Genomic DNA, 15,710 nt, shown 5'->3' with positions numbered 1-15,710 from the left:
CCTTTTTTTGATATATTACTTCTCACTTGTACTGTAATTCCCTAGGATGATTCGATTGTGCTGATGAAAAATGGAAATTGACCTGTATCTATTGTGTCAACCACTACGTTACTTGCTCTATCTATAACAGCGACTTTATTTTCCCCAGTGACAGCGGTGTAAATCATTTCCCCGTTTTCCGAAACAGTAATCCCGTGTGGTCCCGTACCAACTTCAATTTTTTTCACTACCTTCTGTTCCGAAATATCTATTACCGATATAAAGTTCTCGCTGATATTTGCCACATATGCGTATTCTCCATCTGGTGTAATGTCCAGAACATGGTGCCCTATACCAACAGGGATTGTTTTCACTATCTCACCCGCATTTAGGTCAATAACACCAACCGCACTGTTTTTTGTTAAGGTAACGAGCAGGGTTTGTCCGTCAGGAGTGATGTTAAGGTTATGTGGTGAACCTTCCACCCCTTTAATTGTCCGGATAACCTTTTGGGAAGCGGTGTCAATGACGGAAACGGAATTGGAGCCCGTGTTCGTCACATAAAACTTCTTACTGTCGGGACTTGCTACACCGTTATGAGGAAACTGGCCAACTTCAATAGTTGTTGTTTTCTCCATTGATTCTGTATCAATAACTGTAACGGTATGTTCCCCTTCATTAATAACAAATACCCATTTTCCATCTGGTGTAAAATTAATACCTTTTGGCGTTTTGCCAACAGGGATCGTTTTGATGACTTCATTTGATTTCACATCAATGATTGATACATCTTCCGACTTACTGTTAACAACATACACATAGCGCCCTTTTGGTCCAATTTCATTATAGGTAGGTTTTTCACCCACAGTAATCGTACTTACAATTTCATTCTTTTTTGAATCAATAACTTGAACGTTATTCGCATCCCGGTTATTTACATAAACCATGGGACCACTGGACGATCCTGTCTTGCTGCTTTCAGATGGTTCTGCACTGCCCGTATCGCTATTCATACAAGCCGACAATACGACTAGTATCATTAATATGACAGCTAGTACTATGAACATTTTTCCTTTCAAGCAAAAACCTCCCTTAAAAATGACTTACCCTAGATAACGTGGGAAAACAAGGAACGGTTCGAAAAAACTTCCATTTCTTTATTAAAATAGTACTTTTGTTTCAGATGTTATATTTTTAAAAATATTTGAAAACTCACTGAAATAGATTTATAATTTTAACGGTGAGAATAATAGCTAAGAGTCGCCATATAGGGGGAGACTGCATGTCGTTAATAGAAAAAATTAATCAAGCAAAACAAGCCGTCGGACAAGTCATAGTGGGGCAGGAGGAAGTCGTTGAATTACTGTTTGTTGCTTTACTTGGTAAAGGGCACGTAATGTTAGAGAGTGTACCGGGATCGGGAAAAACAAAACTAGCAAAAAGCTTTGCGAAAATAATTAATGGTGACTTCAGCAGGGTGCAATTTACACCGGATGTGCTGCCAAGTGATGTGACTGGAATCCAATTTTTAAATCCAAAAACAAATGAATTTGAAATGCGTGTTGGTCCAATAAAGACAAATATCCTGCTTGCGGATGAAATTAACCGCGCCACTCCTCGAACCCAATCAAGCCTGCTTGAGGTTATGGAAGAACAGCAAACAACGATTGATGGGATTACCATCGCGATACCATCCCCATTTTTAGTTATTGCTACGCAAAATCCAATCGAATCAAACCACGGTACATTTCCATTACCGGAAGCACAGTTAGATCGCTTTTTAATGATAGTAACCATGGATTATCCAACACTAGAGCAGGAGAAAGCAATCTTAAATTTGAATCGGACTGAGGATCCACTGCAACTGGTTAACCCAATCTTAACAACGAATGAAATAGAAACATTGCAAAAAGAAGTAACGCAGGTTGATGTTTCAGATGTCGTCCAGGACTACTTGCTGGCATTGGTGCGTGAAACACGGGATCATGCTGATATTGAACTGGGTGTGAGTTCGCGGGCGGCACTTGCATTAATGCGGGCTGGTCAGGCCTTAGCCTATTTGCGTGAACGGTCGTATGTAACACCGCAGGATATCAAGGCATTAGTTTGTTATGTTTTCGAGCATCGAATTGTTTTATCAATGGAAGGTTCAATAAGGAAAACAAAATCTGAGGTTATTGACGAAGTAATTCGTGCAATTGATGTCCCGGTTGAATTGGGGACAAGAGGATAATGTACTGGTCAAGAAGTTCTGATAAAGCAGGACATGAATATGATTTGCTTCCGTTTCTTTTAGTGGTACTAACCATTACAAGTATTGTGATAAGCGAACCTTTCATTTTGATTATTGTTGGCTTCATTGTTGTGTTTATGATACTTATTCAGTTGTACAACCGGCAGATTGGCAAGAAGTTAATACTGGAAAATAAAAGACGGTCGATTCGCATGTTCGAAGGAGAAGAAGCAGAATTTGATCTTGTATTAAAAAACCAATCAATTTTACCCATTTTCAACGGATTTGTCAGCTTTACAACCGACGAAAAAGTGGGAAGCGAGCGGTTTGTCCGGTTTAACCAGAAAAGGAAAAACCATTTCCATGTCCCGTTGCTTTTAATGGGGAAATCAGAAGCACGGATCCCAATCTCACTGATTGCCCGTGAGCGTGGTGTTGTTCACATAAAGAACATTCGATTTTCTTTTCCGCATATCTTGAATTTTGAACAGGTTATCCTAAGCTATCAAGGTTTGTATCAAACAGAAATATTGGTCTACCCAAAACTAAGTCCAGTAGCCGGAATTGATGATTTTCCTTACAATAATTTTGGGAATCAGGTAACACAGTTTTCACCTTTTGAGGATTTATTGAGCCCAGTTGGAACGCGAGATTATGTGCCTTCTGATCCCTTTCACCGGATACATTGGAAAGCCTCTGCCAAAGGTCAAACATTGCAAACGAAAGTTTTTGAACGCAACCGGAATATATCATGGACAATCATCGTGAATATTGCTGAATCAAGTCCATTGGGTAATGTTTATTTAAGCCCAATGATGGAGAAATACATAGCACAGGCAGCGTATATTTGCCAAACGATTACGAAGCAGGGACACCCGATTGAATTATATGTTAATGCTGCAAAGGTTGGAAGTATGCCTTTTCAACTTGGGAGTGAAGGTGGACGGGAACACTTAAAAAAGGCCTTTGAATTACTAACTAGAATTGAAAAGGATTGTAATGTAATGTCGATGACAAATCTGCTTTATCGTGTTGATCATGAAATTAATGATTCTAATATTGTCATCATTATTGGTGATGTTCAGCGCGATAGTCTTCATTATACAAACAAATGGAATCGGCGCGGCAACAGTGTGCTTCATGTTTCGGAATATATAAGTGGTGCACGTTTAACTGAAATAAAAAATGAAGGGTTAGCTGTAAATGACACCAAATAGCACCATCGCCAAATATTATCAGCTTACAAGTGAAGGCCTGTTTTTTTATTTCTTACTCGTGCCCATCCTGATTTTGTATGAACACCCGATACCACTTTGGGGTTACCTATTAATGATTGTTGTTTCATTGGCACTTTTATCACTCGGAATGCGCTATATTTCAAACTACAGTATGTACCTAATTGGTTTAATTGTGCTTATTCCGATAGCAGTCTATATTGGCCAATTTCCAATTTTCTCAGCAGTCATATTTGCGGTATTTATGATATGGAGATTTTCCGTTCATGATGATGTGCCGGATCTAAGAAACCAAATGCAGTTATTCGTGTACACAAGTATTGCGTTGCTGATTGATGTTATCTTTTTTTACGATGATGGCCTTATTTTAATCGCATTAATCATGCTGGTTGTCACAGTCGGCGGGTATCAACTCAGTCACATTGTTGTAGATGGATCAATTGGTGTAAAACAATCGCTGCCGTTTGTTATTGTTTTTTTTGCGATTGTTTTATCAGGCAGTGCCATTGCCTTTTCCGCATATCGGCTCGCCAATATGATAATCCCATTCCTGTTTAGTGGCCTCCTGAAATTCTTCGGCGCTGGTATTTGGTGGGGGCTTGACGCTATTGGGTTTACGGATCTTGATATAGAAGCTTTGCAAAATAAAATTGAAGGCGTTACACCCAAGGAGATCCCTAAAGCAAAATTAGATGAAATGGACAATCCCTTTATCACCGATGAAGAAATGGCCCAGGAATATAATCCCCCTGATCTTGTCAATTGGTGGACAATTGGAATTGCCGTGGTTCTCCTTTTAGCTGTTATTTTCTTTTTGTCGCGGAAAAAGTTACGTGATCCAGGAAAAAATACGAAAAGGGAAAGAATAGCCTCAGATATCGTGCAAGGTGAATTTGCTAATAAGAAAAAAACGGGTTTCTTTAACAGGTCCGTGGAAAAGCCAACAAACGAAGTGCGGCTGGAGGTTTTTAAATTTGAACAATCTGCAGCACGAAAAGGGATTGGCAGGAAGCAGTCGGAAACGATTGAGGAATGGTTCCAACGAATTGGAATTAATGCTTCCTATTTAGATATATATCAAAAAATAAGGTATGGAGGAAGTAATTTAACAGAAGATGAAATTCAATTATTCAATCAGCAGCTGGAGAAAATTAAAATGAGCCTTAATATTAGATAAAACCACACACCAAGAGATTGATGTGTGGTTTTTCTTTATAGAACAATATGCGATAAGACAAAATTAGGCAGGGCAGGTTGAACTCGAGCAGAATTAGGTTAATGTAGCTTTTTTAACCTTCCTTCCTAATCGTCCAATTGTTGTTTCGGCATACCTCAGTGAGTTGATTACAGCTTCTTCTGTTGTTTCAATGACGGCCTGAAAGAGGCCATTCATTAGTGGATGGTCATCGCGAATCGTTTTGATAGATTCTGTGTGCTGCGATGATTGGTGTGCATATGTGTTGGCAGTTGAAAAGGCAATAGCGATATCCCCACTGCCATTACCAATATGGCTGCCGGTCCGCCCGAGTCCGGCTGCACATCGCTTTGCTAGTCTTTTTAATTGCCGGTCGTATAACGGGGCATCTGTTGCTATTATCATCATGATAGAACCATCAGGAGTATCCGTTTCCCTGTTTTCCAAATCGGCGAATATAGCGTCCTGTGCTTTCCCAAAGTTACTTAGAACGAGGCAGCCAACTGTGTAAGACAGATTGTCCGATTTAATCATCCGCGATGCCGTGCCAACCCCGCCTTTATGGCCGAAACACATCATGCCCTTTCCAGCCCCAACTGCACCTTGTTCAACAGGGTCAGTGCTTGCTTGTTCGATAGCTTGGATAGCGTGCTCCGGTTTAACTGCCGGAATACGCATTGAATTTAAAAAGCCATCATTACATTCACCCACAATTAGGTTAATAGAGCTGGTTGAATCACCAATTTCGTCGTTTTGATTTAACATGTATTGAAGCGTTCCCTGCATGACATTGCCCACACTAAACGTATTCGTTAACATGATAGGGGACTCCAATAGCCCAAGCTCATCCATTTGAATCAATCCGTTCGTTTTGCCAAATCCATTGATAACATGGCTCGCAGCACGAATCTTCTTCACGAAAAGATTTCCCTCATGTGGAAGGATTGCCGTTACGCCAGTACATATTGTGTCTGTCTCGTTAATTTTATTATGTAATGTGACATGGCCGACTTTGACTCCTCTAACATCCGTAATACAATTCGACTTACCTTTTAATAAGGGCATGCATCCAGCTCCTTTATCACAGTTTGATGGGCAGTAATTTCCCCTCTATATTACTAATCTAGTTATCATTGTACACGAAAAAAGGCAGCATTCAACTACCATTTAATAACTAAGGAGCCAGTGATCAGCCGACTCCTTAAAAGAGGTATTTTAATGGGTAAATCTTCAACAAGTCTTGTATCGATTTATATATATTTATGTAACCTGTTACCAAAGGGAATCGGCAACTCCCCTAGGACGACTACACATTTTACTATACTTATCGTGACAGCTTGCTCATTTTACATAGAATTAGACTACTAAACAGGTTGTTTACAGCAAAATACATACATTATTAGTGTTAAATTATATAGTTTAAGGAGAGATTATATGAGCAAAAATAAATATAGACACCGTGCCAGGCCCACATGTGATAAATGTACTTCAGATGACTGTGTATGCGATGTGGTAAGACGTATTGTCAAAGCTCAGAATGAAGTTGGCGATAATTGTTGCACATCAGGGTGTGAACGGTCTGTTCGCGAGTTACTATCAGGAGGAAGAAATCATGGTCCGGCCAATACAACTATTCCATTTATTCTGTATTGTAAAGGTACTTGTAAACCTTTTATAGGAAGCGGAGTTTTTCAAGCCTCACATGGCAGAGGCCATAGAAGGTTTTTTGAATGTGTAGAAACACCGGTATTTCGTGCGAAAAGCTTTGTGAAAGGCAGTGATTGCTGTGTGAGGTTAGAATTGTTAATGCCTGTGAATGATGAATGCGGCTGTGACTGTTCTTGTGATACAGAAAGCAGCGTTTGCCCATTCTTCCCTGAAGATTCCCCGGTAACAGATTTTCAAGCTACTGGCATTTGTATAACAGTAGACCTAGAGCACTTTGTAGGTATAACGTGTTTAGATCCCATAACCCCTATTCCTGCATATGCATAGCTTCTAACCTTATTAATCGTTGGCCTAAATAGTTGCGATTTAGTCCATTTTAATATATAAATAATATATACAACTTTATTTTGTAAATTTCTTCGGGGTCGGGTGAAATTCCCAATCGGCGGTGTTGAAGCATAGTACTTCTTAGTCCGTGACCCGTGCGGTTATTCATGTAACCAAACGGTGGATCTGGTGTGATTCCAGAGCCGACAGTTATAGTCTGGATGGGAGAAGAAATTTCTAGGTAGCAGTAACGCAATTTATATGCGGGATTATTTGTGTATAAATAAATGCTGACGACATTGCATTTTGTTTATTTATTGTACCTATAAATTTCTACTATTAAGCCCTTGAAGCCTATTCAAGGGCTTTTTCTAATTCCTAGAAATGAAAGGAAAATGCTGATGAATGATCAAGCGTATATGGATGCTGCATTGGACCTTGCTAAAGCTGTACAGGGTCAAACGAGTCCAAATCCGCCTGTTGGCGCTGTAATTGTGCAAAATGGTGCGATTGTAGGCTTTGGTGCCCACATGAAGGCGGGGGAAGCACATGCGGAGGTGCATGCGATAGCGATGGCTGGAGAAAAAGCGCATGGTGCCACTATTTATGTAACACTTGAGCCATGCAGTCATTTTGGAAAAACACCACCATGTGCTGATGCGATTATTAAAAGTGGAATCGGACGGGTTGTTATCGCAGCTATGGATAAGAATCCAAAAGTAGCGGGAAAGGGTGTTGAAAGGCTGCAACAGGCCAATATAACGGTGGAATCCGGCGTTGGCAAAAAAGCAGCAGATGAACTCTACCGTCCATTTTTTCACTTTACTGAGACGAAGACACCCTATGTAACAGTCAAGTCTGCCACAAGTCTTGATGGAAAGACTGCCACAGTTACAGGTGAAAGCAAATGGATAACAGGCGAAGAAGCGAGATTAGATGTTCATCAGTACCGGAATGCCAATGATGCGATACTGGTTGGTGTAAATACAGTACTTGCTGATGATCCAAAGCTTACCGTCCGTTTGCCGAATGGGGGAAGGAACCCCTTACGGATTATTCTAGATACACATCTTAGAATACCGCCCGAAGCAAATGTAGTGACAGACGGTGAAGCGGAGACATGGATTTTTACCGGGAATAACGTTTTATCAGAAAAGCTGGATTTATTTACAAATAATCCGGAAGTTACAATTCTCCAATTGGAGAATAATTACATTGATATCGACCAGGTCCTAGGCTATCTTGGGGAAAACAGGATTATGACATTGTTCGTTGAAGGTGGGGCTGCAATCAACGGAAGTTTTCTTATGGCAAAAGCGGTTAATCAACTTGTCACGTATATGGCACCGAAATTAATCGGTGGTGAGTCTGCTCCTACTTCATTTGCCGGTCTGGGAATTGCGTCAATAGATGATGCGATTAATCTAAGTATGAAATCAGTGGAAATGCTGGGTAACGATTTAAAAATTATTTCTATTCCAAAAGAGGTGAAGTAAGCATGTTTACAGGTATTGTGGAAGAAAAGGGTAAACTTATAAATAGCAAACGTGAATCCGCGAATTCTATTCAGCTTACGATTCAGGCTAATACAATTACGTCTGATCTAACCATTGGCGATAGTATCGCTGTGAACGGAATTTGTTTAACGGTAACAACTTTTAGTAAGGATTCGTTCCGTGTAGATGTTATGCCGGAAACGATTAAAGCTACATCATTACGTTCGTTGACTACTGGTTCACCAGTTAATTTAGAGCGTGCAATGCCTGCAAACGGACGATTTGGAGGCCATTTTGTTTCGGGGCATATCGACGGTACGGGTAAAATAACACGAAAAGAAAAACAGGAGAACGCTATATACTACGATATTGAGGTTTCACGGGAACTACAATCCTATTTATTAAAAAAAGGGTCTATTGCTGTTGATGGAATTAGTTTGACAGTTTTTGATGTGAACAACCATACTTTTACAATCTCACTTATTCCCCATACTGTTTCACAAACGGTATTAGGCGAAAAAACAGTCGGAGATATCGTCAACATCGAATGCGATATGCTGGCAAAGTATATAGAGCAAATGATGCAGCGAACAAATACGAAACATAAAGGTATTAATCAGGCCTTTTTATCAGAAAACGGTTATTTTTAAAAGTATGTCTAGCTCCGGCGCCCAGAAACGGCCGTCATAAGCAATGGACACTACGAACGCCAACCCCATGCGTTCTACGATCCCTTGCTTATGAGTCCGCTTCTAAACGGGCATCTGCGCTTTTCTAATACTTTAAGAAAGCATAAATCTTTATCGGTATAAAGTGTAAAAAAATCTAAGGCTTTCGCCATTGGTTCTTGGCGACAAGCCAAGATTTTCTAATAAGGAGATGTCAGGATGTTTCATTCTATTGAAGAAGCACTTATTGATTTAAAAAATGGCAAATCTGTCATTGTCGTCGATGATGAGAATAGAGAAAATGAGGGGGACCTTGTCGCCTTATCTGATATGGCAACACCAGAAACAATCAATTTCATGATTACCCATGGAAAAGGTCTTGTATGTACCTCAATTACCGAAGATGTTTCTGCCAGATTAAACTTAGCCTTGATGACAAATGAAGGTTCGGACCCATTGGGAACTGCTTTTACCGTGAGTGTCGATCATAAGGAATCCACCACTGGAATCAGTGCAGCAGAGCGGTCAAAAACGATTAAGGCACTAGCGGATCCGAATAGTCAGGCGGGCGACTTTAAACGACCTGGACACGCTTTTCCATTAATAGCAAAGAACGGTGGTGTATTAACCCGTCAAGGCCATACTGAGGCATCTGTTGATTTGGCAAGACTGAGTGGTGCTAATCCATCAGGAGTAATCTGTGAAATTATTAAAGAGGATGGAACCATGGCCCGCGTCCCAGACTTAAAGAAAATGGCATCCCAGTTTAACCTGAAACTGATATCCATTGAAGATTTAGTAGCATATCGAAAAAAACATGAAAAACATGTCAAACGTGAAGTGGAAACAGGATTGCCAACTGAATTTGGCAATTTCAAGGTGATCGGGTATTCCAACGATATCGATGATAAAGAACACATTGCCCTTGTGAAGGGTGAAATCAATCCCGATAAACCTATTTTAATACGGGTGCATTCAGAATGTTTAACCGGAGATGTATTTGGATCAAAACGTTGCGATTGCGGTCCGCAGTTACACCAGGCCTTAGCAGATATAGAAAAGGCAGGCAATGGAGTATTAATTTACATGCGCCAGGAAGGTCGAGGAATTGGGCTGTTAAATAAATTAAAAGCCTACAAACTGCAGGAAGAAGGTTATGATACGGTTGAGGCCAATGAACAGTTAGGTTTTGCAGCTGATCAGAGAGATTATCTGATTAGTGCACAAATTTTGCAAGACATGGGAATTAAACAAGTAAATGTTTTAACAAATAATCCAGAGAAAATAACGGCATTAGAAAACTATGGGATAGAAATTGTGGAGCGAATTCCACTTACAACCACGTATAATGAGATAAATATGCCATACATGCAAACCAAATATAAAAAGATGGGGCATCTACTGGAACTTCACAACTAATAAATGGAGATGATAATGATGGGACAAACATTTGAAGGAAGCTTAGTAGCAACGGATTTAACAATCGGGGTTGTAGTTGGCAGGTTCAATGACTTTATTACAAGTAAGTTATTAGAAGGCGCAAAGGATACATTGAAAAGACATGGTATTCACGAGGAAAATATTGATGTAGCTTGGGTGCCGGGAGCATTTGAAATTCCATTGGCAGCAAATAAAATGGCAATGAATAACAAATATGATGCAGTAATCACACTTGGAGCCGTTATTCGGGGAGCAACACCCCACTTTGACTATGTATGCGGAGAAGCAGCTAAAGGCGTGTCACAGGCCTCTGCACAAACAGGAAAACCGGTTATTTTTGGCGTGTTAACAACTGAAACGATTGAACAAGCAATTGAACGTTCAGGAACAAAGGCTGGGAATAAAGGCTCAGAATCTGCAGTTGCTGCAATTGAAATGGCCAATCTTATCAAGAGTCTGCAGCATTAAGAATAGAAATTTATATGCAAATAAGATACACTAATTCATAGAAATGTTCCGTTATCTGGAGGGAAAAGATTAATGAAATTAGTGTTGTATCAAATTATTGGAATTGGCTTTATCTGGCTGGGCATGGCATTCTTCTTTGATAACATGCAACCAACAAGTAAAATTATTTTTTATTGTGTAACATCGTGGTTGCTGTTTTTAATTGTAATATATATTAAACAGCGTATTAAAGGAATGAAAGATGAAAAATTATAATAAACACGCGGGTGGCAAAGCCCCGCGTGTTTTGTCTTTTCACTGGTTACGAATTCCCTTATACTAATAACTAGAGTAAGTGCGAAATGAGGAATGTCTGATATGCTAACCGTTGAAAATCTTGTGAAATCATATGGAGAAAAACCTTTATTTAATGGGGTTTCATGTACGATTAAAGAAAATGATCGAATTGGTTTGATTGGTGTAAATGGAACTGGGAAATCTACCTTTTTAAAAGTAATCGCAGGAATTGAGACTCCTGAAGATGGCATTGTTAAGCATGCGAAAGACTATCATATTGAATATCTGGCACAGGATCCTGTACTGGACGCGAACTTGACAGTGATTGAACAAATCTATTTTGGTGAATCCGTTGTCATGAGAACGATGCGCGACTATGAACATGCACTCCTTGAACTCAATGCGAATTCAACTAGCGAAACCACACAAAACCGAGTTCTTGCCATGCAGCAAAAGATGGATGAAAATAAGGCATGGGAAGCAAATACCACTGCGAAAACTATTCTGACAAAGCTTGGGATTACCGATTTTAATAAACGTGTATCAGAGTTATCTGGTGGACAAAAAAAACGCGTGGCAATTGCCAAAGCGTTAATTCAGCCTGCCGATTTATTGATACTCGATGAGCCAACGAACCATTTGGATCATCAAACAATTGAGTGGCTGGAAAAGTTTCTGTCAACATACCGCGGTGCATTGCTACTTGTTACCCACGATCGATATTTTCTAAATCGGGTTACCAACCATATTTTTGAACTAAGCAGGGGAACCCTTTATAAATATATAGGAAACTACGAACTCTTCCTTGAAAAGAAAGCAGAACGGGAAGCATTAGAAGAAAGCAGCAAACAAAAACATGCAAATATTCTGCGCCGGGAAATCGCTTGGTTAAAGCGCGGAGCCAAAGCAAGATCAACCAAACAAAAGGCGCGGATTGACCGGGTGGTAGAAATGAAGGGAAAACGTTTTGACACGAATAAAAGTGAAGTTGCTTTTCAAGCGGGGTCAAAACGTCTGGGCAAGAAGGTAATTGAATTAACCGGGATTGAAAAATCCTTTAGTGACAAACAATTGATTGCAAACTTTGATTGCTTGGTTGTACCTGGTGAACGCTTAGGTATCGTTGGCCCAAATGGTTCAGGAAAAACAACTCTATTAAACATAATGGCGAATAGCATAGAACCGGATAAAGGGACAGTTGATGTTGGTGAGACGGTAACAATTGGTTATTATACACAGGAAAATGAAAAAATTGATGTAAACTTACGGGTAATTGACTATATTAAAGAAGTTGCGGAAGTTATCCATACGAAAGACGGTGAAGTGATCACCGCTGAGCAAATGCTGGAACGATTCCTATTTCCAAGATCCGAGCAATGGAATTATATTAAGAAGCTTTCTGGTGGTGAAAAACGCAGATTATATTTACTTAAAATTCTGATGCTTGAGCCAAATGTGTTATTTTTGGATGAACCGACAAATGACCTGGATACAGAAACGTTAAGCATCTTAGAAGATTATCTGGCGAACTTTCCAGGCGTCGTCATAACCGTTTCACATGATCGTTATTTTCTGGATCGGGTAGTGGAACAACTGCTAATTATGTCGGATACACCTGAGGTTCAACGGTTTTATGGGAATTACAGTGAATTCTTGGAGAAACAGGGCGCAGAAAAGGAAACAGCACAACCAAAAGAAAAATCATCAGCACCCACCAAGAAAAGTAAGAAAAAGCTTTCTTACCATGAACAAAAAGAATGGAACGGAATTGAAGATCAAATCACAGAATTAGAGGAACGGATTGAAGGTTTGCAGGAAGATATCGCCGGAGCGGGCAGTGATCTAGAAAAGGTTCAGGAATTATATAAAGAACAGGGTGAATTGGAAGTGCAGCTCGAACAAAAAATGGAGCGCTGGACCGAACTATCAATCCTAGTAGAGGAAATGGAAGCAGAGAAATAATCTTGTGAAAATAAGTTTAGAATAATGGCCTGTATATATCCGGATGATGGTCGATATTTACTATCAAACAAAAGACGATGGGACATAAATAAACATTTGACCCAAACTGCAAACGATTGAAAGTAAGAACGCTACCTTTTGAGGCGGTAGGAACATAAGTAGTTGATATAAATAGCGACGTAATTTTATAGGAGTGTTAATCCACCGCTACGGAAAAACACTGCGCTTTCCGTGGGCAGCTGATGAGTCTCCTCGAGCTTACGCTCTGTGGGGTCTCATCTAGGCTTCTGCTCCCACAGGACAAGGAAAGCTACCCTGAATAGGCATCGCACGAAGAAAAAGTGCTTTCCTTTTTCGAGGAGTCTCCGTGTTTTTCCTTCGCTAAGGTTGAGTGCTACCTATAATGCCATAACATCGATTTCTTCATTCTTTAATAATTGTAATTGCGAATAGTAGTCGATTAGGCATAGGTGAAGCCCCGGAAGCATAAGAAGGGTACTGAAAAAGTGGTGGATTTTAAAAAATTTAGTTTTTCACCTTTACCTAGCATCTTGAATATACGGAGACTCCTTGAAAAAGAAACCCGCTTTTTCTGCGTGCGATGTTTCTCAAGGGAGCTTTCCTTGTCCTGCGGGAAGTGAGAGATCGGCGAGACCCCGGAGGACGGCAGTTAATGAGGCCCGACTAAAACCGCCCTTTGCGGGCAACGTCGGCTACCCCTTGCCGGGGCAAGGAGACTCGCCACTCGCCCGCGGAAAGCGCAGTATATTCAAGATGCGATGATAGATCCACATATTAGTGTATTAACTATACCTTTTTCAGTCCCCTCAGCGTAAGCTCGAGGAGGCCATGGAAACGCATTGTTTTTTTTAGCGGCGGTCGCTGTGCTCCGAGCATGACTTTTAGTTACGTCGCAGTTTATGGACAATTTGCAGTAAAGCCTTACAAACAGCCAAGAAAATATCCGAACTAATACAAAATTCTAGTTGAAGAATTTTGCATCATAGTTCGGATATCTCTTTGACTAAAACATTTTATCGTTATTCCGTTAAACCTTCGATACTGATCTTTTCAACAATTCCGGTGCCATTGTCACGGATATTTGCCTCTAATTGCACCTTGTCGCCTTCTTGCAGGAATAAGGCAAGAGGGGCCTTTCCAGCGGTTAAGGTGTAAATTGTCTTATCGCCTTTTAATAGGAACTGGACAACCTGCGCATTTTTCTGTGTTGTAACAAGGACACGGTTTATTTCACCGGAACGCTTTTGTAATGGTGTTTCCCCTGAGGAAGACACATTACTTGGATCCTGGAGCAGCTGTAACCGGTAGGCCTCCAGCGTTTCACGTGCTGTATCCCCAAACACAACGAAGTCAGAATCAGACGCTTTGATATATGCGTACTTTTTGAATAAACCATTTGGATCTAGAACGTTAACAACCCAAGTAGGGTTTCCATCGATATTATATAAAACTGGCATTGAACCTTCCCAGTTTTTCTCGGGGAATTCTTTGTTCACTATTTCTTTTGCACCAGTGCTATCCATAATTCCGCTATTCTTTTTACCATTGTAATAGGTAAGTGTCCCTGTACGTGCGTTAATTAAGGTATAGCCAAGTGCTGAGTCAATATTTTCTTTGGGTGATGACATGTCTGTAAAATAATACATGTCGCCGTTTTCATTGAAAATAGGCGTAACACTGCTTTCCGTCCCTGATTCGTTCGGGATTTTCACATCTTTTTTCCCAAAGATTGAGTTGAGCCAGCCGTGGACATATTTACCAAAGTATTCATTCACGTCAGAAGCCATTTCAGAGCTGACCGATCCATCTATGAAAGGTGGTGCATTGTCTGTATCATAAAGCTTCACATCACCATTTACCGGATTAACTACCGCTACTTTCAAATCCTGCAAGTCAGGTTTATTGGTAAGTCCGATTGGCTGGTAAAGTGTCTGAACGTACCACGGTTTTCCATCTTTATCTACCTCGATTTGTGCCTCACCACTTTGAATGTACGTTGGATATGCACCATAAATAACCCTTTCTACATTTTTGTTAAAATAACTCGAGTTCGTGTATTTCATTTTACTTTCAACGAATTCCGGCTGGGCGTTAACATTTGTTGCAGAGATAGTGAAATAGCCTTCCGTTTCTTTACCACGGAACCATTTCCAAAAGCCTGTAAATTCAACTGGCCCAACAAACACAACATCATCACCAACTTTTTGTACCTGTAATTTGCCAAGATCATAAAATTGGGTATTTGGAATAACACTCATTGACTTTTGTGTTTTGTTTCGGGCAAATTCCGGAGATACCGTTATTGGAGTATCCTCTTTACTCAATGGTTTGGCTTCTTCCACTTCCTTCTGACTGATTGATTCATAGGAGTTATCCAATGTAAATATGCCAGTGACAAAGATGGTTGGAATTGCTAAAACGGCCAAAATAATTAATAAACCAAGTGTTGCCTCAAATGGGCCACTGCGCTTTTTCGTTCCCGGTGTATGGGACATTCCGTATAGCAAAAGGATGCCAATAACTGCCATCACAAGGTTAGCAATTATCATATTCGGCAGGGTAATCGGCACCAAAAAGATGTAGTTGACGATACTTGCAATAATGAACAAAACAATAAAGATAAACAACGCAAATTTTGCCGTTAAAGTTTTGGCTTTCTTTTTATTAAAGATAAGAATAATTGATAAAACAGCGTACAATATGAATGATGAAACTCCCGCTAATAAAATCCCCGTCATGATT

Annotated in this window: 13 protein-coding genes and 1 riboswitch; of the genes, 10 read left to right on the top strand and 3 right to left on the bottom strand. The window is 40.1% G+C overall.

The features are described from left to right. Nucleotides 1-41: 41 nt before the first annotated feature. Nucleotides 42-1,058, bottom strand: coding sequence for a YVTN family beta-propeller repeat protein (locus CFK37_RS02430; protein WP_089060406.1), 1,017 nt, complete (start codon nt 1,056-1,058; stop codon nt 42-44). A gap of 203 nt (nt 1,059-1,261) precedes the next feature. Here CFK37_RS02430 and CFK37_RS02425 point away from each other — a divergent pair, with 203 nt between their 5' ends. From CFK37_RS02425 to CFK37_RS02415, 3 genes are read left to right on the top strand one after another with little or no spacing between them, the layout of a single operon-like run. Then, nucleotides 1,262-2,212, top strand: coding sequence for an AAA family ATPase (locus CFK37_RS02425; protein WP_089060405.1), 951 nt, complete (start codon nt 1,262-1,264; stop codon nt 2,210-2,212). Then, nucleotides 2,212-3,429, top strand: a complete 1,218-nt coding sequence (locus CFK37_RS02420; protein ID WP_089060404.1) for a DUF58 domain-containing protein — start codon at nt 2,212-2,214, stop codon at nt 3,427-3,429. Before CFK37_RS02425 ends, CFK37_RS02420 begins: the two co-directional genes overlap by 1 nt. Continuing rightward, entirely contained in the window at nt 3,416-4,624 is a 1,209-nt protein-coding gene (locus CFK37_RS02415; protein WP_089060403.1) for a DUF4129 domain-containing protein, read from the top strand. Before CFK37_RS02420 ends, CFK37_RS02415 begins: the two co-directional genes overlap by 14 nt. 93 nt (nt 4,625-4,717) lie before the next feature. Here the strand turns inward: CFK37_RS02415 and CFK37_RS02410 are convergent, their stop codons facing one another. Continuing rightward, nucleotides 4,718-5,707, bottom strand: coding sequence for a DmpA family aminopeptidase (locus CFK37_RS02410; RefSeq protein WP_089060402.1), 990 nt, complete (start codon nt 5,705-5,707; stop codon nt 4,718-4,720). A 369-nt stretch (nt 5,708-6,076) separates the two neighbouring features. On the opposite strand from CFK37_RS02410, the gene CFK37_RS02405 reads away from it, so the two are divergent. From CFK37_RS02405 to CFK37_RS02375, 7 genes are all read left to right on the top strand, one after another. Continuing rightward, nucleotides 6,077-6,637, top strand: a complete 561-nt coding sequence (locus CFK37_RS02405; protein WP_089060401.1) for a CotY/CotZ family spore coat protein — start codon at nt 6,077-6,079, stop codon at nt 6,635-6,637. Nucleotides 6,638-6,721: 84 nt separating this feature from the next. After that, nucleotides 6,722-6,874, top strand: a riboswitch (FMN riboswitch). 164 nt (nt 6,875-7,038) lie between these two features. Next, nucleotides 7,039-8,133: a bifunctional diaminohydroxyphosphoribosylaminopyrimidine deaminase/5-amino-6-(5-phosphoribosylamino)uracil reductase RibD gene (gene ribD, locus CFK37_RS02400; protein ID WP_157724780.1), complete on the top strand. Its 1,095-nt coding sequence runs from the start codon at nt 7,039-7,041 to the stop codon at nt 8,131-8,133. A 2-nt stretch (nt 8,134-8,135) separates the two neighbouring features. Further along, nucleotides 8,136-8,783, top strand: coding sequence for a riboflavin synthase (ribE, locus tag CFK37_RS02395; RefSeq protein ID WP_089060400.1), 648 nt, complete (start codon nt 8,136-8,138; stop codon nt 8,781-8,783). Between the two features lie 237 nt (nt 8,784-9,020). Then, nucleotides 9,021-10,220, top strand: a complete 1,200-nt coding sequence (locus CFK37_RS02390) for a bifunctional 3,4-dihydroxy-2-butanone-4-phosphate synthase/GTP cyclohydrolase II (RefSeq protein ID WP_089060399.1) — start codon at nt 9,021-9,023, stop codon at nt 10,218-10,220. A gap of 18 nt (nt 10,221-10,238) precedes the next feature. Then, entirely contained in the window at nt 10,239-10,709 is a 471-nt protein-coding gene (ribH, locus tag CFK37_RS02385; protein ID WP_089060398.1) for a 6,7-dimethyl-8-ribityllumazine synthase, read from the top strand. 72 nt (nt 10,710-10,781) lie between these two features. Further along, on the top strand, nt 10,782-10,964 hold the full coding sequence (locus tag CFK37_RS02380) for a hypothetical protein (protein WP_089060397.1): 183 nt from the start codon (nt 10,782-10,784) through the stop codon (nt 10,962-10,964). Between the two features lie 102 nt (nt 10,965-11,066). Continuing rightward, nucleotides 11,067-12,947 (top strand): ABC-F family ATP-binding cassette domain-containing protein, encoded by a 1,881-nt coding sequence (locus tag CFK37_RS02375; protein WP_089060396.1) that lies wholly within the window; start codon nt 11,067-11,069, stop codon nt 12,945-12,947. A gap of 1,040 nt (nt 12,948-13,987) precedes the next feature. On the opposite strand, the gene CFK37_RS02370 is transcribed toward CFK37_RS02375, so the two are convergent. Beyond that, the gene (locus CFK37_RS02370; protein ID WP_089060395.1) at nt 13,988-15,706 is read right to left on the bottom strand and encodes a DNA-binding protein; all 1,719 of its coding nucleotides are present in this window, start codon (nt 15,704-15,706) and stop codon (nt 13,988-13,990) included. Between the last annotated feature and the right edge of the window lie 4 nt (nt 15,707-15,710).

Source organism: Virgibacillus phasianinus, from assembly GCF_002216775.1.
Lineage (GTDB): Bacteria > Bacillota > Bacilli > Bacillales > Amphibacillaceae > Virgibacillus_F > Virgibacillus_F phasianinus.
This window is presented reverse-complemented; position numbering and strand designations above follow the sequence as displayed.